Raw genomic sequence first — 23083 nt, forward strand, 5'->3', positions numbered from 1 at the left:
CACTCAAGCACCGCCGACATCACTTCGCAAGATGTCGCGCAGAATCTGGAATTATTCGACAGAGCGTTGGATCTTCCGTATACCGTCAGCGCGGGGCTTGCGCGGTGGAGCCGCGGACCACCAGTTCCGGCTCGAAGAGCAGTTCGTCGGCCGGCACGGCGCTCCCGCCGATCTGCGCGTTGAGCAGTTCGACGGCGGCCTTGCCCATCGACTCGATGGGCTGGCGCACGGTGGTCAGCGGGGGTTCGGTGCAGTTCATCAGGGCGGAGTCGTCGTAACCGACGACGGAGATCTGCGACGGGACGTCGAGTCCGCGGCGCCTGGCGGCCCTGACGACACCGAGGGCGAGGGGGTCGCTGGCGCAGATGAAGCCGGTGACGCCCCGGTCGATCAGCTTGCTCGCAGCAGCGTGACCGCCCTCGATCGAGAAGATGGCGCGGGCCACGCGCTCGTCGGGCAGCGCCTCGCCCGCGACCGCCCGCGCCGCCGCGAGCTTGCGCGCCGAGGGCACGTGGTCGCCGGGGCCGAGCACCAGGCCGATGCGCTCGTGGCCGAGGGAGGAGAGGTGCCGCCACGCCTGCTGGACGGCGACCGCGTCGTCGCAGGACACACCGGGGAAGCCGAGGTGTTCGATGGCCGCGTTCATCAGCACGACGGGGATGTTGCGCTCGGCGAGCAGCCGGTAGTGGTCGTGCGGCGCGTCCGCCTGGGCGAACAGGCCGCCCGCGAAGACCACTCCGGAGACCTGCTGCTGGAGCAGCAGCCTGACGTAGTCCGCCTCGGAGACGCCGCCCTTGGTCTGGGTGCACAGCACGGGGGTGAGGCCGAGCTGGGCGAGGGCGCCGCCGATGACCTCGGCGAACGCGGGGAAGATGGGGTTCTGCAGCTCGGGCAGCACGAGGCCGACGAGCCGTGCGCGTTCGCCGCGCAACTGGGTCGGCCGTTCGTAGCCGAGGACGTCGAGGGCCGACAGCACGGACTGCCGGGTGGCTTCGGAGACACCGGGCTTGTTGTTGAGCACCCGGCTGACCGTGGCCTCGCTGACCCCGACCTTCTTCGCCACTTCCGCAAGTCGTCGTGTCATGCACGCAAGAGTAGCGCAAGAAACGCAAGCTGTTTGCGTAAAGGTGGGCCCGCTCCGCCACCGGGCCCGCGCGCCGCCGTCAGTCGCCGTCAGTCGCCGATGATCAGCGCGATCCCGTAACCGGCCACCGCCAGGCAGGCGCAGAAGCACAGCACCGCCACCGCGGTGCCGATCGGCCGGTCGCCACGGCGTGCCCGTTCCCGGCCGGTGCCGCCGCCGGGGCAGGTCGCGACGCCGAGGGAGAACAGCACGACCGTGAGCAGCGTGATGCCCAGGCTCACGACGAAGACGCCGACGAAGGCACTCCAGTCGATGTCCATCCGAAGCCTCCCTCTGCCCGTGGGCAGGACGGCCGCGCCGCTCATGTCACGGTGTTCCCCGCGTGCTGGGGCAGCGGAGCGTGCACGGCGTTGACGTTGTCGGCGGTCACGGGGAGGCGGCGCGACAACGCCCAGAACCCGGTCGCCGAGGCGGTGGCCGAGGCCGCCACCACGGCCACTCCGGCGGTGCCGTGATCGGCGATCCAGGCCGCGGCACCGCCGATGGCCGCCGCGGCGGGCAGGGTGAGCGCCCACGACACGGCGATCCGCCCCGCCGTGCCCTACCGCACCTGCGCCGTCCTGCGCCCCAGGCCCGCGCCCAGGATGCTGCCGGTGCAGACCTGGGTGGTCGACAGCGGAAAGCCCATGTGGGACGACGCGAGGATCACGGCGGTGGCGCTGGTCTCGGCCGTGAAGCCCTGCGGGGCCTCGATGTCGGTGAGGCGTTTGCCCATGGTGCGGATGATCCGCCAGCCGCCCATGTAGGTGCCGAGCGAGATCGCCAGAGCGGCGGTCAGCACCACCCACCAGGGCGGTCCTGAGCCGTGGGGCAGCAGCCCGGCGGAGATGAGGGCGACGGTGATGACGCCCATGGTCTTCTGCGCGTCGTTGGTGCCGTGCGCCAGCGCGACCAGCGACGCCGAGCCGATCTGCCCCCTGCGGAATCCGCCCCGCGCCCGAGCGCGGTCCGTCCGCCGGGTGATGACGTACGCCAGGTGGGTCGCCAGTACGGCCACGACGCAGGCGACGACCGGGGAGAGGACGGCGGGGACGACGATCTTCTCGACGAGCGTCCCGAACTGCACGGCCGAGCCGCCCGCGCCGACCCACACGGCGCCGATCAGCCCCCCGAACAAGGCATGCGACGAACTCGACGGCAGCCCCGCGAGCCAGGTCGTCAGGTTCCACAGGAGCGCGCCGACGAGACCCGCGAAGATCATCACCAGGGACACCTTCGCGTCGTTCACGATGCCGCCGGAGACGGTCTTCGCGACGGCCGTGGACAGGAAGGCGCCCGCCAGGTTGAGGACACCCGCCACCGCGACCGCCACACGTGGGCTCAGAGCGCCGGTCGCCACCGACGTCGCCATCGAATTGGCGGTGTCGTGGAAACCCGTTGGTGAAGTCGAAGGCCAGGGCCGTCACCACGACGACGACGAGGAACGAGACGGTACCCACGGGGACACCTCACGAGGGAGGAGCGGCCATCACGCCTGCGGCGCGTACTCGGACGCGCCGCCTCTCACGCCAGGCGCGTCCTCGACACCCCGCGACCTCAGCCGCCCATCCGGCCGAGGCCCGGTTTCCGGCCCCGGCGTGACGACCCCTCGCCCCTGGATTTTCCCGCAGCCGCCGAGGTCTGTATCGGCCCCGCGCCGCCAGAACGCGCCGCGTGGTTACCTGGCCTTGGCCGGACAGGACAGCCCCCGGCCCCTCGTCGACGGCCTCCGCCGACACGGGCGCCCCAGGGGGCCGGACGGGGTATCGAGTCGGGGCGCTCCCGTTGGACGGGTGATCCGGACCGTGCCCGCCGGCACCGACGACTCCAGCCTCGGCTTCAAGCTCGCCTTGGAGCAGCTCCTCGGCAGTTCGACCGGGCTCTCCCCGGCGATGGTCACATGGCTGACAGCAGTGGCAGGCCGACCACGTCGCCTTCCTGGAATCGGAAAGCGGACTTACGCCGCTTGCTCTCCGTAGCGGTCCTCCGCCATTCGCCGCATCAGCTGCGCCGAGTCCTTGATGGACAGCGCGGCGGCCCGAAGGTAGTCGTATCGGAGTGAACAGTTATCGACTGTCTTCGAGTCTGCCGTTGGATGACCGCATCCGTATCCGTCGGTGTAGGCGACAGCCGGGTCAGTTTCGAACCGGAAGACGCTGAATGAGCCGACAAGCCCCGGATGTGCTCCGGCCGAGAACGGCAGCACCTGGACGTTGACCCGGGTGTGGGACTCGAAGGAGGCCAGGTGGGCGAGTTGCCCACGCATGATCTCCCGGCCACCGATCTCCTGGTGCAGTGCTGCCTCGCTGAGCACCATCCAGAAGATCGGCGGTTTCTCCTTGCCGAAGATGCGCTGCCGGTTCAGTCGCGCAGCGGTCCAGTCCTCGGGGTTGGCCTGGTTGAACGCGGAGAGCACCGCATGGATGTAGGCCCGGGTCTGCAGCAGCTCATGGACCATGCCCGTCTGAAAGGTGCAGATCTCGCGTGCCCGTGCTTCCAACTTCTCGATCTTCTGAAACCAGCTCGGGAGCTGGCTCCTCATGACCAGTTCCAGGAGCCGGGACAGCATCCCGTCCGTCTTCAGGGCGGCGTCAACCCGCTCACTGAACTCCGCCGTGGGCAACTTCCGGGCGGTCTCGATCTGACCGACGAGTGACCCGGTATAGGCGACGATGTCACCGAGCTGCCGCTGCGTCAGCCCCGCCGCCTCCCGGGACCGGCGGAGTTCGAACCCGTAGTAATCGAGCGGTGAAGCGCCCGGGTCGAGCACGTTGATATTGGTCACGAACGATCTCTTATTCACTCTCAGTGTGGCCCGGACAGCGGTCCGGGAACGAGGCAACCGGTGGGGGGAGTGTCGGTGCATGCCTCGGCGGCGTTCCAGGCCGGTGGCGTGTCCGCGGTGCCAGGCGAGTTCGGCCTGCGCCTCGTGGGCGTAGTGCCGTACGACGTTGTTGCCGAGCCAGCTCTCGGCGACGGCGCTGTACTCGAAGCCCTGGAGCACTTCGACCAGATCGGCGGGGAGCCGCACCGCATGTCGGTCCTGGTAGGCGTCGCCCTCGCAGGCCGGCGGCAGCGCCAGGCTGTTCTTGATGCCATGGGCGATGGCGGCGAGGTGGGCGGTGAACACCACCCGTGTGAGCGCCCTTGCCCACATCATCCACGCGTCCGCGCTGGTCGAGTTCTCGTCCACCCAGATCTTGAAGACACCGCCCTCGCACCAACCGCCAGAAGACGACTGCGACTCGTGCGCGGCGCCCAGTTCCCGCTCGTTCTGGACAACAGGTCACGAGCGGCGTGATAGCGGCCTATTTTCAGGTCCTCCAGCGCGGCCCACAGATCGGTGTCGACGCCCACCGGACTGATGATCGGGGGCAGGCTGCTGGAGGGCATTGCTCGGTCTCCGCTGCGCATGGAGGTGACGCCAGCCGCTAACACGACGGACATTGGGAGGCCTCAGATCTGCTGGTTTCTTTGGAGGGCTGGCTTGGCGCTTCTGCAAGGCACCAGTGGGAGGAGCCCAGCCGGGAACGACGACGTACGCACTCACGGCTGTGTCGGCGGGAGCATTGCGAGGCAGCACCATGTCTCCGCGCCGGCATTGGATGCATGAGCCGTGACAGGACGGTAAGAGCAGTCGGGCCCGGGAATGGCACGCAATGTGCGTGCGTTGTCGGGCAACTTCATATGCGCTCAGCTCATGGACGATGAGCAGAGCAGCGCGCGGGCTCGCCGAGTCTGTCTGCCGCGAGTAACGCCTCACGCAATGCGATGACGTCAACGTAGCGCGTTGCTTGGGGAGTTGGGCGGTTGATCCATGCCGCGTGCATCGTTCCGGCGCCCTTGGCAGGGACCATCACCCACCCTCCGAGTGAGAGCGGGCGGACACCTTGAACGCCCTCGAACTGATCGACCGCGCTCCCGGCTCGAACCTGCACGATCAGCTCTTGTTTGTAGTAGTCGGCGAACACGGGATACCCCTCGTCCTGTGGCAGGCCGAGGACATCAAGGGCAGCGAGGCCGCGCTCAAGAGGTGCGATCACGACGGCGTCCCACTGAATACCGCAAGGCGCGAGCCTCATTGCAGAGTTCTCAACAAAGCGCAGTTCAACAGCGGTCGTGTCGTCCGGCGAGACGAACGCGGTCCACTTACAAGTGGTTTCCTGGGACTCGGCCATATCCAGACGGTAGGGGGAGTACAACGGACTGTAGGCACGCGAAGTGCGTGCATCATGATTCCGGCTCTGGAGCAGTACCTATGGATGCGCAGGAGTTCGGCCGCCGTGTCGCCTACTGGCGAGAGCGCCGACACATGACGCAAGAAACTTTCGGCCGCCTGATGGGTCAGTCCCGTAGATGGGCCCAAGACATCGAGCGAAGCGAACGGCAGCGTGACCCCAATCTCTCTGTGGTCGAGCGCGCGGCCCGGGTGCTGCAAGTCGACGTCGCGGTGTTCCTCTCCTCTGCTCCGGCGGTCAGATGCCTGGACTCTGTCGAGCTCGACGTGATCCGCCGGACCCTGCAGCGGCACGACGTGATCACGGGCGCGGTGGACGACGACGGCACCGAACCACTCCCCATCAATGTCCTGCGTGGCCGCCTCGACCACGCCCGTTCCGCCTTTCAAGCGGGACATTTCGCGAGCCTGGGGCGGCTCGTCCCCGAGCTCCTGGTCGACACCAACCGCGCCGCCGCCTGCCACCAGGACGAGGACCAGCTCGAAGCCTTCCGGCTCCTCTCCTTCACCCTCGAACTCGTCGAGGGAGCAGCGATCAAGTACGGCGACACCGACCTCGCACTCGTCTCCGGACACCGCGCCGTGGCCGCCGCCGAGCGGTCCGAGGACCCCGTCAACATGGCGTCGGCCGCGCGTCACCTCGTCGACGCCATGACCATGCACGGCCAACCCCACGCCGCCGCCGAGTTCGCCATCAGTGCCGCGGCCCGCCTTGAACCCCACTTGCGCACTCGCGGCGCGGACGGCACGTCAGTGCTGGGCATGCTGTACCTCAAGGCGGCCATGGCGCAGGCCACGGCTGCCGCGTTCGACGACACCCGGGCCGCCGCGGCGGCCCGCACGGTCCCCGACCTCCTCGACCAGGCCGACCGGCACGCCGACGAACTCGGGTTCGACGGCAACAGCCTCTGGACCGCGTTCGGACCCACCAACGCGAAGTTGTACCGCGTCGCCGCGCACGTCCAACTCAGCGCAGGCGCGGACGCCGTCGCCGTGGCCCGCACCATCTCCGAGCCGAGCCGCGCTGCGCTGCCCAAGGAGCGTCGTGCCCATCTCCTTACTGATCTCGCCTACGGGCTCATGCAAGCCGGAGACCGTGTCGAGGCAGTCGATGCCCTCCTCACAGCCGAGAGGGAAGCACAGGAAGAGGTCCAGTGCAGGCCCCGGACCCGGCAACTCATCGGCGACTTACGGCTCTTGGGTGCCGGTTCAGCTGAGGGACGCTTGCAGACGCTCGCCGCACGCTGTGGACTGCCCACGTGAAAACTCTGTACGTGATCGCCTGCGCCGCACCACCCGCCCGACGTCTCACCATCCCCATCCGGGCCGCACAAAAAGCGGGCTGGGACGTCTGCCTCATCCTGACCCCGTCCGCCCACCGATGGATGGCGGAGGACCCTGAGGGCAACCTCGACGAGCTTCGCGAGCTCACCGGACACCCCGTCCGGCACTCCTACAAGCTTCCCTCGGACCCCGATGTCCTGCCCGCCCCGGATGCGCTTCTTGTCGCTCCCCTCACCTCCAACACCCTCAACAAGTGGGCCGCCGGCATCAGTGACACCCTCGCCCTCGGCCTGGTGACCGAGGGCATCGGCAAAGGGCTGCACATCATCGCCCTCCCGCATTGGAACGACGCCCAGGACCGGCACCCGGCCGTTCGGCGGAGCGTGGCCGAACTGCGCGAGGCAGGCGTGACCGTGCTCCTCGACGACGGCCGGAGCGGACCCGGCTATGCCCCTCATCCGCCCGGCCGCGGCAACCTCGACACCTACCCATGGGATCTGGCCCTCGACGCCCTCCCGCCGACATCCTGACGCCCCGCCCGCATCCGGGAAGCGCGGACGGACCCCGCTCCAACGGAGCGGGGAATTCGGCCTTGTCCTCGTACAGCTACCGCCAGGTGGCGTGTATCAGCGCTCGCGAAGACCAGGAGTCCGATGCCGGCCCCGGCGAAGCCAATCGCCACGTATGCGGTCGAACAAGCAGAGGCGATCAATACGGTCTCCGGCCGGGAAACGATGACCCGTAGCGAGATCAGCCGGTACGAACACGGGGAGCGGCGGTCCCGACGGAGTCCGTCGGTGCTAGACACGCCCCCCTCCGGTCGTGTCCGACGACAGGCGTTGGGCGACGTAGATCGGGACGACGGAGAGCAGGACGAGGACCGCCGCGACCACGTTCACCACGGGTGCCTGCTGCGGGCGGGTCATGTTCTCGAAGATCCAGATCGGCAGCGTCTGGACCCCCGGCCCCGCGGTGAACGTGGTCACCACGATCTCGTCGAAGGACAGCGCGAAGGACAGCAGTCCGCCGGCCAGCAGCGCCGAGCGCACCAGCGGGAAGGTGACGTCCACGAAGGCCCGGAAGGGGTGGGCGCCGAGGTCGGCGGCGGCCTCCTCGTAGGAGCCGGAGGTGCGGCGCAGCCGGGCGACGACGTTGTTGAAGACGATCACGATGCAGAAGGTGGCGTGCCCGACGACCACGGTGAACAGGCCGAGCCCCACACCGAGCGGTTCGAGGACGGTGCCGAACGCGGAGTTGAGGGCGATGCCGGTGACGATGCCGGGCAGCGCGATGGGCAGCACGACGACGAAGGAGACGGCGTCACGTCCGAAGAAGCGGTACCGGGCCACCGCGAACGCGATGAGCGTGCCGAGCACCAGGGCGACGGCGGTCGCGCCGAGGCCCGCCTTGACGGACACCCACAGCGCCTCGCGCGCACCGGAGTTGTGCCCGGCCACCGACCACCAGTGCAGGGTGAGTCCGGGCGGCGGCCAGCTCGCGCTGCGGTCCGGGTTCAGGGAGTTGACGAGGACCAGCAGCAGCGGCACGTAGATCACCGCGAAGCCGAAGCCCGCGGCGACGCGCAGCGCGATGCGCGCGGGACGGGAGAGTTGCACGGCCGGCTCCTCTACAGGCTGCTCAGGGCGCCGGTGCGGCGCATCGCCAGCAGGTACAGCACGATCACGGCGACCGGGACCGTGCCGAGCGCGGCGGCCATGGGCAGGTTGAGTTCGATGTCGGAGTAGACGAGGTTGCCGATCAGCTGGGTCTTGCCGCCGACGATCTGCACGGTGATGTAGTCGCCGAGGCTCAGCGAGAACGTGAAGACCGACCCGGCCGCCACCGACGGCAGCACCAGGGGCAGCACGACGGACCGGAAGGTGCGCCAGGGCCGGGCGCCCAGGTCGCCGGAGGCGTCGAGGAGGCTGTCGGGCAGCTGCTCCAGGGCGGTGTGGACCGGCAGGATCATGTACGGCAGCCAGAGGTACGTCAAGGTCAGCACGGTCGCCGGCAGTCCGTACCCGGGTCCGCCGAGGCCGAGGGGCGCGAGCAGCCAGTCGGCGAGGCCGCCCTCGGAGAGAATCAGCCGCCAGGCGTACACCTTGACCAGGTAACTGGCCCACAGCGGCGTGAGGACGGCGACGACGAGCAGCGGGCGCAGGCGAGGCCGGGCGACGCGGGCGGTGCAGAAGGCGACCGGGAAGGCGATCACGGCGCACAGCGCGGTGACGGCGAGGGCGACGCCGACGCTGCGCAGGATCACCTGCCGGTAGACGGGGGTCGTGAACAGGGCCCGGAAGTTGTCGGTCGACCAGACCTTCACCACCTCGGAGGTGAAGGAGTCGGTCGTCCAGAACGCGGAGACGAACAGCACGGTGAGCGAGCCGAGGTAGAGCACGGCCAGCCACAGCAGCGGGGCGGTGAGCAGCAGGGCGAGCCGGAGCCGGGGGCGGCGGTGCAGGAATCCGGCGAGCCGCCGGACGGTGCCCCGGGGGTGCCGTCCGGCGGTCTGCGCGGCAGCGGTCATCGGTCAGCCCTTGATCTCGGTCCAGGCCTGGACCCACTTGGCGTACGGGACGCACTTGACGTCGGTGCGGCCGTCGAGGCACTGCTCGATGGGCGTGTTCCAGAAGGCGACGTTCTTCCAGTAGGCGGTGTCGGCCGCGTGGTAGGTGGCGCAGAAGTTCTTGTCGCTGGTCAGGTCGCAGGCCTTCGCATTGGCCGGGGCCTCGCCGAAGTACTCGGCGACCTGGGCGTTGACCTCGGGCGAGACGATCCAGTCGAGCCATTTGTAGGCACAGTTCGGGTGCTTGGCCTTCGCGGAGACCATCCAGGTGTCGGACCAGCCGGTCGCGCCCTCCTCGGGCACGAACGCCTTGACCGGGGCGCCCTCGGCGGCGGTGAGGTTGGCGATGACCTGCCAGGTGGTGCCGATGACGGAGTCGCCGCTCTTGAAGGCGGAGACCTCCTTGAGGTAGTCGCTCCAGTACTCGCCGACGTCGGCGTTCTGCTTCTTGAGCAGGGCCACGGCGGCGTCGAACTGCTTCTGGTCGAGCGCGTAGGGGTCCTTGATGCCCAACTCGGGCTCGGTGGCCTTGAGGTAGAGGGCGGCGTCGGCGATGTAGATGGGCGAGTCGTACGCCGTGACGTGGCCCTTGTACGTCGCGGCGTCGTCGAAGACCGCGGCCCAGGAGGTCGGGGCGGGACTGACCTTCCGGGTGTTGTACATCAGCAGATTGGCGCCGCGGCCGTGCGGGATGCCGTACGCCGTGCCGTCGACGGAGTTCCACGCCTGCATCTTGAGGTCGGGGAAGACGTCCTTGTAGTTCGGGACGAGGGCGGTGTTGACGGGGGCCGCGTCACCGGAGGCGATCAGGCGCAGGGAGGCGTCGCCGGAGGCGGAGACGGCGTCGTACTGGCCGGTCTTCATGAGCTTGACCATCTCGTCGGAGCTGGCCGCGACCTTGGAGCGGACCTGGCAGCCGGTCCGCTTCTCGAAGTCGCCGACCCAGTTCACCTTCGGGTCGTTGGAGCCGTCCTCGACGTAGCCGGCCCAGGCGATCAGGTTGACCGCGCCCTCGGTCCTGCCGAGTTTCGTCGGGGCTTTCAGGTCGGGCGGGTTGAGGCCGGTCGAGGACGTGCCGCCGCCGGAGCCGGAGGAGCCGCAGGCGGTGACGGCGAGGAACAGGGCGGCGACGGCGGCGGCTTGGCGGGTTCGGGTGAGGCGCACGGCGTTCTCCCTGGGGGATGGGGGGTCAGCGGGCGGCGTCGGGGACCTGGACCGTGTGGCGGCGGTGCCACCGGAGGCGGACCCGGGTGCCGCGGTAGGCGGCGACGTCCGCGGCGGAGGTCTCCAGGTTCTGCTGGAGCGCGGTGAGCCGGCCGCCGGCGTCGAGGTCGACGAGGAGGCGGGTCGCGTCGCCCAGGTAGACGACCTCGGCGACGGTGCCGGTGGCGGTGGTGTGCTCGGGCTCGTCCGCGGTGGCTGACTCCTCCAGGACGCGGATCTTCTCGGGGCGGACGCTGTAGGTGCCCGGGGCGCCGACGACCCGCCGGGCGGTCTCGCCCTCCAGCAGGTTGGAGGTGCCGACGAAGGAGGCGACGAAGGCGGTCGCGGGGCGTTCGTAGATCTCGGCCGGGGTGCCGACCTGTTCGACGCGGCCCTGCCGGAAGACGGCGATGCGGTCGCTCATCGTCAGGGCCTCCTCCTGGTCGTGGGTGACGAACACGAAGGTGATGCCGACCTCGCGCTGGAGGGCCTTGAGCTCGGTCTGCATCTGCTCGCGCAATTTGAGGTCGAGGGCGCCGAGGGGTTCGTCGAGCAGCAGGACGCGGGGACGTCCGACGAGGGCGCGGGCGAGGGCGACACGCTGGCGCTGGCCGCCGGAGAGCTGGGCGGGGCGGCGTCTGCCGTAGCCCTCGAGGCGGACCTCGGCGAGGGCCTTGCGGGCGCGCACGAGCCGTTCCGGCCTGGGTACCTTGCGGACCTTCAGGCCGTAGGCGACGTTCTGTTCGACCGTCATGTGGGGGAAGAGGGCGTAGTCCTGGAAGACGGTGTGCACGTCGCGTTCGAACGGGGCGAGGCCCGTGACCTCCTGTCCGGCCAGCTCGATCCGGCCCGCGGTGGGGGTCTCGAAGCCGGCGACGAGCCTGAGGACGGTGGTCTTGCCCGAGCCCGAGGGGCCCAGCATCGAGAAGAACTCGCCGTCGCGGATCTCCAGGTCGACGCCGTCGACGGCGGTCGTCTCGCCGAACGACTTGCGCAGGCCCTCCAGCCGGATCGCTGTGCCCTCCATCGACGGGAACCTTCCTGGCGCGCTCGCTCGTTGACCGGATGAACGGAAACATATGAAGTCATAGTTCAAATCTCAAGTCCCCATTAGGGTAAAGCTTGAGTCAATGTGCAAGGTGGTGGCCGTGAAGCAACCGACCGACGGCGGGGCCCGCAGAGCCGTCTTCGCGCCCGTCGACAACCGCGCCCGGGTCGACGCGGTCGTGCGCCGCATCGGCGACGCCATCGAGCTCGGCCTGCTCGCCGACGGGGAGCAACTGCCCGGCGAGAGCGAACTGGCCGGGCAGCTCGGCGTGTCCACGGTGACACTGCGCGAGGCGCTGATGGCCCTGCGCCAGCAGGGTCTCGTCACCACCCGCCGGGGCCGCGGCGGCGGCAGCTTCGTCTCCCTGCCCGACACCCCGGGCGAGGAGCGGCTCAGGGACCGGCTGCTCGGCTGGTCGCCGGAGGAGCTGCGCGACCTCGGCGACCACTGGGCCGCCCTCTCGGGGACCGCGGCCCTGCTCGCGGCGCAGCGCACCGAACCGGACGACCTCGCCCAACTGCGGCGTACGGCCGACGAGTTGGCGAAGGCGGCGGATACGGCGGCGCGCGGCAGGCTGTACGGCCGCTTCCACGTGGAGCTGGCCGCCGCCGCCCAGTCGGCCCGGCTCACCCGTGAACAGGTCGCGCTCCAGACGGAGATGGGGGCGCTGCTGTGCCTGCTGCCCGGGGACGACGGATATCGTGAAGAAGTCGCCGATCGTCATCGGTCCGTCATCTCCGCCGTGCAGGATGGGGCCCACGAATCGGCCCGCACGCTGGCCGAACGGTGCGTCCGGGAGGCGACGGCGCGGCTCATCGCCCTGCGTCTGACCCTGTAGGCGGCATCCGTCCGGTCCCGTCCGCTGGAGTGCGCCATGAGCAGGAGCCCCGGCCTCGTCGCCGCCGTGACCACGACGCCGGGCGCCACCGCCGAGGAACGGGTCGCGGCGCAGGTGGGGCACCGGCTGGAAGCGGTGTTCGACGCCGTCGCGCAGACCCGTGCCGACACCACGGCGCTGCTCACCCGGGTGACCGCGCGGGGGCGCCGGCCGGCGACGGCCGACCTCGCGGCGCTGCGGCCGGGGCTCCACGCCCGGCTCGCGCACGAGGAGTTGGTCTCCGGGGTCGGCTTCGTGGCCGCGCCGGGGCTGCTCACGGACGTGCCGGCGTGGCTGGAGTGGTGGCAGACCGACGCGGAGGGTGACGTACGGCCGCTGCTGCCGGACCTCGATCCGGACCGGTCGGCGTACTCGGACTACACGCACTGGGACTGGTTCGCGCTGCCCCGCGACACCGGGCGGCGGGCCGTGGCCGGACCGTACGTCGACTACCTGTGCTCCGACGAGTACAGCCTCACGCTGTCCGCGCCGGTGCGGGTGGCGGAGCGGTTCGCGGGGGTGGCCGCGGCGGACGTGTACCTGCGGCACTTCGAGGCCGTCGCGCTGCCGCTGCTGCGCGAACTGCCGGGCCCCGCCCACCTGGTGAACGCCCGGGGCCGGGTCGCCGCCTCCGCGGACCCGGCCCGGCTCGCGGGCTCCCTCACCCGGGGCCCGGACTTCGGGGCGGTGCTGGAGCGCGCGCGGACGGTCGTGTGCGACGGTCTGCGGCTCGTGCCCTGCCGCAGCGTGCCGCTGGTCCTGGTCGTGGCGGCCGGGTGAGCGCACCCCGGACGCCCCGCGCGGGGCGGGAGTCACCGGGTGCCGCGCACCCGGGCCGCGGCGGCCGTCTCCTCGCGGGCGGCCCGCCCGGCGCCGTCGGCGACCTGAACGCCGGCGGTGCCGGGTCAGGCCCCCGCGGTCGGGACGATGGTCAGATGCGTGGCACCGCCACGGCTTCGGCGCGCTCGCGCGGGCGCGGGACGGCGGGAGTCGCGCAGGACCAGGGTGAAGCGCGTGTAGCCCAGGTCCTGGAGGGATTTGGGGGTCTCCCGCACCACACGGCACTCGGTCGCGCCCCAGCGCGGGTCGGGGTGCAGCAGCCGGCGCACCGCGCCGTCGTGCTCGGCGGCCGACTCCCCCACCGCGCGGATCCAGTGCGGCAGGCCCTGCCGGTAGGCCGCCTCCATGATCGGGTCCTGGGCGATCTCCCGGCGGATGGCCTGGAGCCCGTGGTCGTGCCCGGACCGTTCCACGGCCGCCTTGAATCCGGCCAGCATCGGCAGGCACCAGCCCGACTCGTGCTCGCCGAGGACCGTGCCCGCGTCCGGGTGGAACAGCACGAAGCGCAGGAAGTTGTGACCGGGCATGGCCGTGGGATGGGGGCCGATCTCGCGGAAAAGTGTCTCGAAGGCGCCGTTGGCGAGCACGACGTCCCAGCGGTGGTCGACGACGAGGGACGGGAACGGGACGGCTTCCAGAAGCGTGGCGTAGTCCTGGAGGTACGCCTGGGCCTCTCGGTCCTCGGGGACGGGCCGCGGCTCCGGCCACGGTCCTCCTGCCTGATGTGCCATCGGGAGGTCACCCCTCTTGCCTATGCGGCCTTCACGCGGCGATGTGATCCTCCTGCCCGGACGAGAGCCATGTCAACTATCGTGGCATTTCATGCCCGTTGACGGCTGAAATTGGCCACAGTTGTGGCGAGACCTGGATGTGAGTTCGAAGCACCCGCTACTCTCCGGGAAGTTCACGGCAATCGCTTGCGAGAACCCTGCGAGATCCCCTTGAAGCCCATGAGAGACGTAGGAGTTCTGTCGGTGACGGATGGCCACGAGGATCCGGACGCCTCGGCGACCGCCCAGCTGCCGGCCGTCGTCACCCGCGTCACCGCGCTCGCCGACCGGCTGGGGGTGGCCCACGCCGAGGTCTTCGACGTCGCGCGGCTCTCCGTCGCCTGCGGGGTCCCCGAGCCCGTGGTCCGGGCCCTGCTGGTCGGCCGGCCCGCGGGCGAGCCCGATGTGCAGGCGCGCTTCCTCCAGCGGCTCGATCTGCTGCGCCGCTCGCGGCTCAAGCCCAACGGGCGCAAGTACACCCAGCAGGAGATCGCCGACGGCGCGGGCATGTCCCGACAGCAGGCCGGCGCCCTGATCAACGGCGACCGGCGTCCCACGATGGAGCACTGCGACGCCCTCCAGCGCTTCTTCCGCGTCCACGCGGGCTTCCTCACCGCGGAGGACCCCGAGGCCCTCGCGGGCGCCCTCCAGCGCACCGAGCAGGAACTGCTCCAGAAGCTCGCCGACCACGAGCGCGCCGCGGACCTCGCGGCGGCCGACCCCTTCGAACGGCTGCTCCAGGACCACGGGGTGCGGGGCATCGCCTGGCGGGCGGCGCAGCTGCCCACCGACCAGCACCGGGACAAGGTCGCCGAGTGGCTGGACATGCTCCTGGAGAGCGTCAAGCGGCCCGAGCCCGAGTCGTGAGCGGGGTGAGGAACGTGGGCATCGGCAGGGACATGCGCCGGCTGAGCGGCGAGCTGGTCGGGGAGCTGACGCTGTCCGCGCCGGCCCGGCCGCACGAGCTGCACACCGCGCTGTGCGAGGCGATGAGCCGCCGCCGGGGCCGGCCCGTCCAGTTCCGCGCGGCCACCTTCCCGCCGGGGACGGCGAGCGGGCTGTGGCTGGACATGTCCGACCGCGATCTGGTCGTGGTCGAGGAACGCACCGCGCCCGACCACCAGTTGGTGATCCTCGGACACGAGCTGTGGCACATGACGGCCGGTCACGGCGGCCACCACGTGGAGGGGGCCGCCGTCGCCACCCGGCTGCTGGGCGAGTCCCCCGACCCGGCGGCCCTGGAGGCGGCGGTCCGCGGGGTCGCGGCACGCACCCACTTCGACCGCGACGACGAGCGCGCGGCGGAGACCTTCGGCCTGCTGCTCGCCAGCAAGTGCCGTACGTGGCTGGCCGGTCCCGCGCTGCGCGGCCCGGTGCGGCGGAACCACCTGGCGGGCCGCATCGAGGCGTCCCTGGGTTATCCCGGGTCCTGACGCCGCGTCACCGGGGTGCGCCGAGCGGGCGAATCGTGGCGCAGCGCGCGGGCGTTGTCAGTGGTGGGCGGCAAGCTGGAGGGGCGCCGCCACGACGGGCGGCGTACGCGCCGTCCGGGCGCGGGACCAGGACACCGACCGGGGAGAGCCGACCGATGCCCACCGCCGTACTGACCGACCGTGAGCGCACCGCCGTCCAGGCCTATCTGCGGCTGCTGCGCACGGTGCGCGCCGCCTTCGACGGGCCGCCGGAGGGCGGCCGGCCGCCCCTCGTCGCGCCGGCGGTCCTCGCCGAGGCGGAGGAGGCGCTGGCGCGCGCGGGGCTGACGGGGAACGAGGAGGAGTTCTTCCGGCTGCTGCACACCTGGTGTCCCGAGCCCTGACCGCGGACCGGGGCCTGGCCGACCGCCCCCGGGCTCAGGAGTGGGGCACGACGACGGCCGTGGTGACCACGCCGCGCCGCACGGCCCAGCGGCCCTCGAACCACTGGAGGCGCCGCCCGCCCACCCAGGGGCCGGGGACCAGGAGCCGGGCACGCAGCCGGCCCGTGCCCTCCTCGTCGGCGAGCAGGTCGATGTCGGCCTCGGAGAAGTCGAGCCACCGCCCGGTGAGCGGGAACCACGCCTTGTAGACGGACTCCTTGGCGCTGAACAGGATCCGGTCCCCGTGGACGCCCGGGTGCTCGGCGGCGAGCGAGCGCAGGCGCGTGGTCTCGGTGGGCAGGAAGACGTACGAGACGACGTCCTCGGGCAGCGGGTCGTCGGGTTCGGCGTCGATGCCGAGGGAGGCGAGGTCGGTGGCGCGGACCAGCGCGGCGGCGCAGTAGTCGTCGCTGTGAGTCATGCTGCCGACCAGGCCGGCCGGCGCGGGGCGCCGCCGTCCCCGGTCAGGACGGGCTGCGGGGGCACTCCGAGCTTCTCCATGGCGCGGCGGGCGCAGGCGCGTACGGCGGAGAACTCGCGGCGGCGCTTGGGCACCGCGCGGGTCATCAGCGCCTCCTCCTCGGGGTGGAGGGGGGCGTCCCGGAGCGCGTCGTCACCGTGCAGTTCCACGGCCACCACCGAGTCCGGGAGCAGCTCCTCGATCACCGGTTCCGACCTCCATCGGCAGGATGCGGCGCAGCCGGCCCGGTGGGTCCGGGCGCTTGCGCCATTCGCGCGGGTATCCCACGGACACCTCCTCGAAGCGGACGCCGTCGAGCCAGGTGGTCCGGGGGATGTGCAGATGTCCGTAGACCATGGTGTCGACACGGAACCTGCGGTGCCAGTCGGCGGTTCGCCGGGTGCCGCACCACATCGCGAATTCCGGGTACCAGAGCACGTCGGTGGGGTGGCGGTCGAGGGGGTAGTGGTTGATCAGGACGGTGGGGAGGTCGTCCGGGAGCTCGGCGAGGCGGCGCTCCGTCTCGGCGACGCGGGCGTGGCACCACGCCTCGCGGGTGGGATAGGGGTCGGGGTGCAGCAGGTACTCGTCGTTGCAGACGATGCCGGTGCCCTGGGCGTAGGTCAGCCCCTCGTCCTTGGTGGCGCAGCCCGGGGGCAGGAACGAGTAGTCGTAGAGCAGGAAGAGCGGGGCGACGACGGCGGGGCCGCCGGGGCCCTCCCACCGGGGGTAGGGGTCCTCGGGCGTGACGACGCCGAGCTCGCGGCAGAGGGCGACGAGATGCTCGTAGCGGGCCACGCCGCGCAGGGTGACCGGGTCCTTGGGGTGGGTCCACAGGTCGTGGTTGCCGGGGACCCACAGGACCTTGCGGAAGTGCGCGGTGAGCGTCTCCAGCGTCCAGCGGATGTCGGCCACGGTCTCGGCGACGTCGCCGGCCACGATCAGCCAGTCCCCGTCCGACTCCGGGCGCAGTCGCTCGACGAGCGCGCGGTTCTCCGCGTACCCGATGTGCAGGTCGCTGATGGCCAGCAACCGCCCGCCACCATCAGCCGTCGACTCCACCCCTGGCCCCTTCCGGTCGTCCCGCGGTGCCCAAGAGACCACATCCACCGACCCGGAACAAGACGCCTGCCCGAGGGGCGGCACCCGTGGCGCGCGGCCAGGGCCTTTCGGGCAAGGTCGCCGAGGCTTCGGTGTGACGACGGAAGCGGTTCGGGAATCCGTAACACGCGTGTTGCACGGTGGGGGCTCGGGAAGCCGTATGATCGCCCCAACACCACCGCCACGAACCTCCCTTCGCGCAGTGCGGTTCGGTGACCCTCCAACCCCCCTGGCCGGGCTCGGCTCCGCTTCGCCGTGCCCGGACGACCCCGAAAGGCGGCCTGCATGCCCTCTCGCGTACGCGTCTGGCTCAACCGCACGTACGCGGAGAACGTGTTCTTCATGGATCAGCTGCGCAGAAATCCCAGTGATCGCGCGGTGGAGATCCACGCCACGCACGGCGACCCCGACTCCCCCGTGCTGGCCGCCGCCGACACCGCCGAGCTGGAGCCGGAGGGCCTGTCCCCGGCGGCGTACGTGGAGTTCGCGCTGGACCAGTGCGTGCGCCGCGGCATCGACGTGTTCGTCCCCCGGCTGCACCAGACCGCGATCGTCGCGCACCGCGCCGAGTTCACGGCCGTGGGCACCGCGCTGCTGGCCCCGACCCCGCAGGCGCTCGCCGTGTTCGAGGACAAGGCGACGGCGTACGAGGCGGTCGGCTCGGTCGGCGCCCCGGTGCCCCCGTGGTGGCGGGTGCGCACGGCGGCCGAACTCGTGGCTGCCGTCGAGGAGTTGGAGGCCGCGGGGCACAAGGCGTGCTTCAAGCCGGCCGCGGGCGCCGGCGGCGTGGGCTTCCGGGTGATCACCCGTACGCCGTTCTCGCTGCTGAACCTGAGCGGCTTCCCGGGCCCGTACGTCCAACTGGACCTGGTGGTCGAGGCGTTGGAGCGTTCAGGGGAGCCGGTGAACTGGCTGGTGATGCCGCGCCTCGACCAGCCGGAGGTGTCGGTGGACTGCCTGACCGGTCCCGACAACCGGGTCCGGATGGCCGTGGGCCGCACCAAGAACGGCCGGCGGCGCGGCTTCACGCTGGACGAGCGGTGGCTGGAGCCCGCCCGGGTGATCGCGGGCGGCTTCGGGCTGCACCACCTGTCGAACATCCAGTTCCGGATGTTCGGCGACCGTCCGGTCCTGCTGGACGTCAACACCCGTCCGGCGGGCGGGCTGCACCAGCTGTCGCTGTGCGGTGTCAACGCGCCGTGGGCCGCGGTGCAGCTGGCGCTCGGCGAGGACCCGGGCGACGTCGTGCCGCCGTTCCTCGGCCAGGACTACACGGTGGTGTCCGGGCCGCGCCCGCTGCTCCCCGCGTCGCTGGCGGGCCGGCGGGTCGAGGACAGCGAGCCGCTGCTGCCCGCGGTTCCCGCGCCCGCCGTCGAACCGGCCACCGAGGTCACCGAGGTGACGGCCGAGGCCGCGACCCCGGCCACCGCCACCGCCTGATCCGCCCCTGTTCCACCACATCGCCCGGCTCGCGCACGGGGCGGTCGACCGGGACCGGCCGTGCCCGGGGCGGCGGCGTGGTGAGCGACTGCTCCGGCATCAGCCGACGCACCCGACAGTTCACCTCGATCCCGATCGGCTTCGTCGGCCGGGGCCGCGGTCAGTCGCGTGGGGGTGCCCCGACCGGGTACCCCCACTCCCGCGCCAGTTCCGCGAGCCGGGGCGGCAGCGGTGCGGCGGGGTCGGCCCGCCGGGCGGCCCGGATGCGCCCGGACCTGATCTCGCTGCTCCAGTCGCCCAGTTGGGGCCGGAAGGTGCCGTGGTCGTGGGAGCCGTAGTCGAGCATGCCCGCCTCCCAGGGGACCCCGAGCCGGGCGCACACCCCGCGGGTGACCGTCTCCGGGTCGGCGGTCAGCTCCTCGTACGTGATCACGTGGGTGTCGAGGCGGGTGCGCGCCTCCTCCAGCTTCTCGCAGTAGTCGAGCACCTCGGCGTGGATCGCGTCGAGGTCGGGATCGGCGCGGCGGGCCGCGAGGGAGGCGACGACGGCGCCGGGGTGGCGCAGCAGCACGATGTAGCGGGCGGCGGGCCAACATCGGTGCAGCCGGGGCCAGACGAGGGTGTTGGGCGGGGTCTTGTCGACGATGAGGTCCTTGCCGCTGCGGGTGAGCTCCAGGTGCAGCACCCGGTCCCACAGGACGTGTTCCAGTTCCTCCTTGTCGAGCTGGAGTTCGCGCATGGCGTCGCCGGTGAACTCGCGGGAGAGCTGGACGTGGACCGTGCGCAGATGCATCTCGTGCGGGGCCCGGATGCGGCTGTGGCTGTTGAGCAGGACCCGCAGCAGCGTCGAGCCGGAGCGCACCGAGGAGAGCACGAAGACCGGCGACTCGACCATGCGCGGGGCGCGCGGGGCGACGTACCCGTCGTCGGCCGGCCGCGGGGCCGGCAGCGCGTCCAGGGTGCGGCGCGGCGGGCTCACCGCCTGTGCCATCAGCCTCCCCCGGCGCCTCAGCCCCTTGCCGATCGCGGTCATGCGCGGGTCTCGCACGGTCACACCCTTCTCTTGTCCTGTCCACGCATCCCAGGGGCGGTGGGCGAACTCCAGGTGTCCGGCAGCCGAACGGCCAGGTTCACGACGACCGGAAAACCCGCCGTGACCTGGCCGCTTACCCTTCTCTTAATTCTTCATGGGAACCGTCGTCACCTGTTCTGCGTCGTCAGGCGCAGGGTGCGCACCTCGAAGGGGCGCAGGGTGACGGGCACGCCGTCGCCGTCGGTGGGCGCCGGTTCGAGCGGGCGTTCCAGGAGGTCGGTGACCTGGGCCCCGGCCAGCGGGAAGCCAGTGCGCAGGACGCCGGTGGCGCGCCCGCCGCGGGACTCGTAGAGGCGGACCACCACGTCGCCGGAGCCGTCGTCCGCGAGCTTGACCGCCTCGACGGTCACGCCGTCGCCGTCCACGGAGACCACCGGCAGCGGGGCGCCGGCCGCGTCGGCCACCCGCAGCGGCAGGTTGAGCGCGTAGCCCGCCTCCACGGCGTCCTCGACGCGCGCGCCGGGCAGCAGCGCGTAGGTGAAGCGGTGCCGGCCCTGGTCGGCGCCCGGGTCGGGGATGCGCGGGGCGCGGACCAGGCTGAGGCGGACCGTGGTGGTCGTACCGCCGTCCTCGCGGACCGTGCGGGAGACGTCGTGGCCGTAGGTGGAGTCGTTGATCACGGCGACGCCGTAGCCGGGTTCGCCGACGTGCACCCAGCGGTGTCCCGAGACCTCGAAGCGGGCCGCCTCCCAGCTGGTGTTGGTGTGTGTGGGCCGCTGGACGTGGCCGAACTGGATCTCGGCGCTGGAGTGCGGGGCGCGCACGTCGACGGGGAAGCCGGCCTTGAGGATCTTCTCGGCCTCGTGCCAGTCGAGGTCCGTCTCGACGTCGACGCGCGGGCTGCCGGCGCGGACGGTGACCGTCTGGACGATCGTGGAGCCCTTGCCGAAGGTCCGGGTGACGCGGACGGAACCGACGAGCGGGCCGTCCTCGACGACGGTGACCCCGTCCGTGTCCAGCAGATCGGTGTAGCGGTTGCGGTAGTGCTTGTCGATGTCCCAGGCGTCCCAGTGGTTGGGCAGGTCGGTGTGCAGGCGCAGCAGGTTGCCGGGCCCGGCGAGGACCTCGCGGCCGGCGCGCAGGTCGCGCACGGAGGCGAGGGTGCCGTCCGCGGCGATCTCGACCCGGACCAGCCCGTTGTCCAGCACCCGCCCGGTGACGGTGACCGGGTGCGGGGGCTCGGCGGGGACGAGGGGGGCGCTGCCGCTCGCGGGCACCGTGACGTACACCGGGGTGCCCTCGCCGGTGCGTACGACCTCGGCGCGGGCGTAGGGGCTGGTGTTGAACACCCGCGGTCCGCCCGTGCCGAGGGCGGCGACCGCCTCGGCGGTCAGCTCCTCCAGTTCACGGGCCACGCGGGCGTACTCGGCCTCGGCCTCGCGGTGCACCCAGGCGATGGAGGAGCCGGGCAGGATGTCGTGGAACTGGTGCAGCAGCACGGTCTTCCACAGCCGGTCGAGGCGTTCGTACGGGTAGGCGTAGCCGGGGGCGTGCAGGGCCGCCGTGGTCGCCCACAACTCGGCCTCGCGCAGCCGGTGTTCGCTGCGCCGGTTGCCCTGCTTGGTGCGGGCCTGGGAGGTGTACGTCGCCCGGTGCAGCTCCAGGTACAGCTCGCCGACCCAGACGGGGGCGTCGGGGTACTCGGCGCGGGCCTTGGCGAAGAACGCGTCGGGGTGTTCGACGACGACCTTGGCCGAGCCCTCCAGGTCCCTGAGGCGGCGGGCGCGTTCCATGAGCTCGCGGGTGGGGCCGCCGCCCCCGTCGCCCCAGCCGAAGGGCGCGAGGGAGCGGGTGGCGGCGCCCTTGTCCCGGTGGTTGCGGACGGCGTGGGCCATCTCCTCGCCGGTGAAGGAGGCGTTGTAGGTGTCGACGGGCGGGAAGTGGGTGAAGATCCGGGTGCCGTCGATGCCCTCCCACCAGAAGGTGTGGTGGGGGAAGTCGTTGGTCTGGTTCCAGGAGATCTTCTGGGTGAGGAACCATTCGTTGCCGGCGAGCCGGGCGAGCTGCGGGTAGGCCGCGGTGTAGCCGAAGGAGTCAGGGAGCCAGACGCCCTTGGTCTCGATGCCGAAGTGGTCCATGAAGAAGCGCTTGCCGTGGACGAGCTGGCGGGCCAGGGCCTCGCCGCCGGGCAGGTTGCCGTCGGCCTCGACCCACATGCCGCCGACCGGCGCCCACTGGCCCTTGCGCACCGCCTCCTGGATGCGCGTCCACACCTTGGGGTAGTTGTCACGGACCCATTCGTACTGCTGGGCCTGGGAGCAGGCGAAGACGAACTCCTCGTACTCGTCGGCGAGGGCGGTGACGTTGGAGAAGGTGCGGGAGGTCTTGCGCTTGGTCTCGCGGATCGGCCACAGCCAGGCGGAGTCGATGTGCGCGTGGCCGACGCCGGAGACGGTGTGGGCGCTGGCGTGCGCGGGCTTGGCGAGCGCGGGCGCGAGGGCGGCGCGGACGGCGGGCGCGGAGCCGGAGACGTCGTCCAGGTCGAGGAGGTCCATCGCCCGGTCCAGGGCGTGCGCGATCTCGTGGCGGCGCGGATCGTACTCGCCGAGTTCGGCCATCAGCTCGCGCAGGACGTGGAGGTCGAGGTCGAGGTGCCAGACCGGTTCGTCGAGGACGGCGAGGTCGGCCCGGCGGAAGACGTAGAGGGGTGCGTCACCGGCGGTGAGGACGTCGCCGAGCGGGGTCGGCGCGGCGAAGTCGTTCGCGAGGATGTCCGGGTTGGAGGCGGCCTCGACGAGGTAGTCGACGTCCTCCCCGCCGGCCGCCGGGTGGGCGACGGGGACGTACTGGTTGAGCGGGTTGACGGCCTTGAGCGGGGTGCCGTCGGCCAGGTGGACCAGGGCCTCGGCCTGGTTGCCCGGCCAGTCGCCGACGAAGCCGAGGTCGATGACGGTCTCGACGCGCAGGCCCGCCCACTCGGCGGGGACCCGGCCGCGCATCCGGAACCAGGTCGTGCCCCAGGGGGGTCCCCACGGGGTGTTCATCGCGAAGGGGGTGTAGGGCGCGGCGGCGGCCTCCTCGAAGGGGACCGGTTCGCCCGGGGCCTGCCACGCCTCGACGTCGAGGGGGAGGGTGGCCCGGTAGACGGCGGGCTTGACGCGCTGGGTGTGGAGGCGTTCGACGCGCTCCTCGATCCGGCGGCGTTCGTCGTGCATGGGAGTTCTCCAGAAGTGCGGGGCGGCGCGA

20 protein-coding genes and 3 pseudogenes are annotated in these 23083 nt (G+C 71.5%); 8 read left to right on the plus strand and 15 right to left on the minus strand.

Features of this window, described 5'->3' with window-relative positions; translation table 11 throughout:
* Positions 1 to 85: 85 nt before the first annotated feature.
* The 6 genes and pseudogenes from AB0F77_RS02605 to AB0F77_RS02630 form a co-directional block, all read right to left on the minus strand.
* The gene (locus AB0F77_RS02605) at positions 86 to 1084 is read right to left on the minus strand and encodes a LacI family DNA-binding transcriptional regulator (protein ID WP_361940174.1); all 999 of its coding nucleotides are present in this window, start codon (positions 1082 to 1084) and stop codon (positions 86 to 88) included.
* 89 nt (positions 1085 to 1173) lie between these two features.
* Positions 1174 to 1404 carry a hypothetical protein gene (locus AB0F77_RS02610; RefSeq protein ID WP_361940177.1) on the minus strand — a complete coding sequence of 77 codons (231 nt, stop codon included), beginning with the start codon at positions 1402 to 1404 and terminating at the stop codon, positions 1174 to 1176.
* A 41-nt stretch (positions 1405 to 1445) separates the two neighbouring features.
* Positions 1446 to 2583: pseudogene (locus AB0F77_RS02615) on the minus strand (inorganic phosphate transporter).
* A gap of 497 nt (positions 2584 to 3080) precedes the next feature.
* The gene (locus tag AB0F77_RS02620; protein WP_361940576.1) at positions 3081 to 3908 is read right to left on the minus strand and encodes a helix-turn-helix transcriptional regulator; all 828 of its coding nucleotides are present in this window, start codon (positions 3906 to 3908) and stop codon (positions 3081 to 3083) included.
* 102 nt (positions 3909 to 4010) lie between these two features.
* Positions 4011 to 4283: pseudogene (locus AB0F77_RS02625) on the minus strand (hypothetical protein); the annotation flags it as partial.
* 538 nt (positions 4284 to 4821) lie between these two features.
* On the minus strand, positions 4822 to 5301 hold the full coding sequence (locus AB0F77_RS02630; protein ID WP_361940180.1) for a hypothetical protein: 480 nt from the start codon (positions 5299 to 5301) through the stop codon (positions 4822 to 4824).
* Between the two features lie 80 nt (positions 5302 to 5381).
* Here AB0F77_RS02630 and AB0F77_RS02635 point away from each other — a divergent pair, with 80 nt between their 5' ends.
* Positions 5382 to 6623, plus strand: a complete 1242-nt coding sequence (locus AB0F77_RS02635) for a helix-turn-helix transcriptional regulator (protein ID WP_361940183.1) — start codon at positions 5382 to 5384, stop codon at positions 6621 to 6623.
* Positions 6620 to 7174: a flavoprotein gene (locus tag AB0F77_RS02640; protein WP_361940186.1), complete on the plus strand. Its 555-nt coding sequence runs from the start codon at positions 6620 to 6622 to the stop codon at positions 7172 to 7174. The genes AB0F77_RS02635 and AB0F77_RS02640 overlap by 4 nt, the downstream gene beginning before the upstream one ends.
* A gap of 270 nt (positions 7175 to 7444) precedes the next feature.
* Here AB0F77_RS02640 and AB0F77_RS02645 read toward each other — a convergent pair whose 3' ends face one another.
* From AB0F77_RS02645 to AB0F77_RS02660, 4 genes are read right to left on the minus strand one after another with little or no spacing between them, the layout of a single operon-like run.
* Positions 7445 to 8260 carry an ABC transporter permease gene (locus tag AB0F77_RS02645; protein ID WP_361940189.1) on the minus strand — a complete coding sequence of 272 codons (816 nt, stop codon included), beginning with the start codon at positions 8258 to 8260 and terminating at the stop codon, positions 7445 to 7447.
* Positions 8261 to 8271: 11 nt separating this feature from the next.
* Positions 8272 to 9171, minus strand: a complete 900-nt coding sequence (locus tag AB0F77_RS02650) for an ABC transporter permease (protein WP_361940192.1) — start codon at positions 9169 to 9171, stop codon at positions 8272 to 8274.
* 3 nt (positions 9172 to 9174) lie between these two features.
* Positions 9175 to 10374: an ABC transporter substrate-binding protein gene (locus AB0F77_RS02655; protein ID WP_361940195.1), complete on the minus strand. Its 1200-nt coding sequence runs from the start codon at positions 10372 to 10374 to the stop codon at positions 9175 to 9177.
* A gap of 25 nt (positions 10375 to 10399) precedes the next feature.
* Positions 10400 to 11440 carry an ABC transporter ATP-binding protein gene (locus AB0F77_RS02660; protein ID WP_361940198.1) on the minus strand — a complete coding sequence of 347 codons (1041 nt, stop codon included), beginning with the start codon at positions 11438 to 11440 and terminating at the stop codon, positions 10400 to 10402.
* A gap of 103 nt (positions 11441 to 11543) precedes the next feature.
* Here AB0F77_RS02660 and AB0F77_RS02665 point away from each other — a divergent pair, with 103 nt between their 5' ends.
* Positions 11544 to 12299 carry a GntR family transcriptional regulator gene (locus tag AB0F77_RS02665; RefSeq protein ID WP_361940201.1) on the plus strand — a complete coding sequence of 252 codons (756 nt, stop codon included), beginning with the start codon at positions 11544 to 11546 and terminating at the stop codon, positions 12297 to 12299.
* Between the two features lie 36 nt (positions 12300 to 12335).
* Positions 12336 to 13118 carry a cache domain-containing protein gene (locus tag AB0F77_RS02670; protein ID WP_361940204.1) on the plus strand — a complete coding sequence of 261 codons (783 nt, stop codon included), beginning with the start codon at positions 12336 to 12338 and terminating at the stop codon, positions 13116 to 13118.
* Positions 13119 to 13243: 125 nt separating this feature from the next.
* Here the strand turns inward: AB0F77_RS02670 and AB0F77_RS02675 are convergent, their stop codons facing one another.
* Positions 13244 to 13909 carry a hypothetical protein gene (locus AB0F77_RS02675; protein WP_361940207.1) on the minus strand — a complete coding sequence of 222 codons (666 nt, stop codon included), beginning with the start codon at positions 13907 to 13909 and terminating at the stop codon, positions 13244 to 13246.
* A 243-nt stretch (positions 13910 to 14152) separates the two neighbouring features.
* Between AB0F77_RS02675 and AB0F77_RS02680 the strand changes: the two genes are divergently transcribed.
* The 3 genes from AB0F77_RS02680 (at position 14153) to AB0F77_RS02690 (ending at position 15764) form a co-directional block, all read left to right on the plus strand.
* Positions 14153 to 14815 (plus strand): helix-turn-helix transcriptional regulator, encoded by a 663-nt coding sequence (locus tag AB0F77_RS02680; RefSeq protein ID WP_361940210.1) that lies wholly within the window; start codon positions 14153 to 14155, stop codon positions 14813 to 14815.
* 32 nt (positions 14816 to 14847) lie between these two features.
* Positions 14848 to 15381 carry a toxin-antitoxin system, toxin component gene (locus AB0F77_RS02685; protein ID WP_361940579.1) on the plus strand — a complete coding sequence of 178 codons (534 nt, stop codon included), beginning with the start codon at positions 14848 to 14850 and terminating at the stop codon, positions 15379 to 15381.
* Between the two features lie 155 nt (positions 15382 to 15536).
* Positions 15537 to 15764, plus strand: a complete 228-nt coding sequence (locus tag AB0F77_RS02690; RefSeq protein WP_361940213.1) for a hypothetical protein — start codon at positions 15537 to 15539, stop codon at positions 15762 to 15764.
* Positions 15765 to 15798: 34 nt separating this feature from the next.
* Here AB0F77_RS02690 and AB0F77_RS02695 read toward each other — a convergent pair.
* Positions 15799 to 16469: pseudogene (locus AB0F77_RS02695) on the minus strand (4'-phosphopantetheinyl transferase superfamily protein).
* Positions 16417 to 17325, minus strand: coding sequence for a metallophosphoesterase (locus AB0F77_RS02700; RefSeq protein ID WP_361940216.1), 909 nt, complete (start codon positions 17323 to 17325; stop codon positions 16417 to 16419). The pseudogene AB0F77_RS02695 and the gene AB0F77_RS02700 overlap by 53 nt, the downstream one beginning before the upstream one ends.
* A 324-nt stretch (positions 17326 to 17649) precedes the next feature.
* Here AB0F77_RS02700 and AB0F77_RS02705 point away from each other — a divergent pair, with 324 nt between their 5' ends.
* Complete coding sequence (locus AB0F77_RS02705; protein ID WP_361940219.1) at positions 17650 to 18804, plus strand: ATP-grasp domain-containing protein; 1155 nt, start codon at positions 17650 to 17652, stop codon at positions 18802 to 18804.
* A gap of 160 nt (positions 18805 to 18964) precedes the next feature.
* On the opposite strand, the gene AB0F77_RS02710 is transcribed toward AB0F77_RS02705, so the two are convergent.
* Positions 18965 to 19837 (minus strand): sulfotransferase, encoded by an 873-nt coding sequence (locus tag AB0F77_RS02710; RefSeq protein ID WP_361940582.1) that lies wholly within the window; start codon positions 19835 to 19837, stop codon positions 18965 to 18967.
* A 167-nt stretch (positions 19838 to 20004) separates the two neighbouring features.
* On the minus strand, positions 20005 to 23052 hold the full coding sequence (locus AB0F77_RS02715) for a glycoside hydrolase family 38 C-terminal domain-containing protein (RefSeq protein WP_361940222.1): 3048 nt from the start codon (positions 23050 to 23052) through the stop codon (positions 20005 to 20007).
* Positions 23053 to 23083: the final 31 nt, after the last annotated feature.

The organism is Streptomyces sp. NPDC026672 (assembly GCF_040638185.1).
Lineage (GTDB): Bacteria > Actinomycetota > Actinomycetes > Streptomycetales > Streptomycetaceae > Streptomyces.

Excerpts from the sequence above, each read along its gene's own strand:
- AB0F77_RS02710 (WP_361940582.1), bottom strand. The coding sequence starts at position 19,837 with ATGACCGCGATCGGCAAGGGGCTGAGGCGCCGGGGGAGGCTGATGGCA.
- AB0F77_RS02630 (WP_361940180.1), bottom strand. The coding sequence starts at position 5,301 with ATGGCCGAGTCCCAGGAAACCACTTGTAAGTGGACCGCGTTCGTCTCG.
- AB0F77_RS02650 (WP_361940192.1), bottom strand. The coding sequence starts at position 9,171 with ATGACCGCTGCCGCGCAGACCGCCGGACGGCACCCCCGGGGCACCGTC.
- AB0F77_RS02605 (WP_361940174.1), bottom strand. The coding sequence starts at position 1,084 with ATGACACGACGACTTGCGGAAGTGGCGAAGAAGGTCGGGGTCAGCGAG.
- AB0F77_RS02635 (WP_361940183.1), top strand. The coding sequence starts at position 5,382 with ATGGATGCGCAGGAGTTCGGCCGCCGTGTCGCCTACTGGCGAGAGCGC.
- AB0F77_RS02705 (WP_361940219.1), top strand. The coding sequence starts at position 17,650 with ATGCCCTCTCGCGTACGCGTCTGGCTCAACCGCACGTACGCGGAGAAC.
- AB0F77_RS02665 (WP_361940201.1), top strand. The coding sequence starts at position 11,544 with ATGTGCAAGGTGGTGGCCGTGAAGCAACCGACCGACGGCGGGGCCCGC.
- AB0F77_RS02660 (WP_361940198.1), bottom strand. The coding sequence starts at position 11,440 with ATGGAGGGCACAGCGATCCGGCTGGAGGGCCTGCGCAAGTCGTTCGGC.
- AB0F77_RS02685 (WP_361940579.1), top strand. The coding sequence starts at position 14,848 with ATGCGCCGGCTGAGCGGCGAGCTGGTCGGGGAGCTGACGCTGTCCGCG.
- AB0F77_RS02610 (WP_361940177.1), bottom strand. The coding sequence starts at position 1,404 with ATGGACATCGACTGGAGTGCCTTCGTCGGCGTCTTCGTCGTGAGCCTG.
- AB0F77_RS02715 (WP_361940222.1), bottom strand. The coding sequence starts at position 23,052 with ATGCACGACGAACGCCGCCGGATCGAGGAGCGCGTCGAACGCCTCCAC.
- AB0F77_RS02675 (WP_361940207.1), bottom strand. The coding sequence starts at position 13,909 with ATGGCACATCAGGCAGGAGGACCGTGGCCGGAGCCGCGGCCCGTCCCC.
- AB0F77_RS02670 (WP_361940204.1), top strand. The coding sequence starts at position 12,336 with ATGAGCAGGAGCCCCGGCCTCGTCGCCGCCGTGACCACGACGCCGGGC.
- AB0F77_RS02690 (WP_361940213.1), top strand. The coding sequence starts at position 15,537 with ATGCCCACCGCCGTACTGACCGACCGTGAGCGCACCGCCGTCCAGGCC.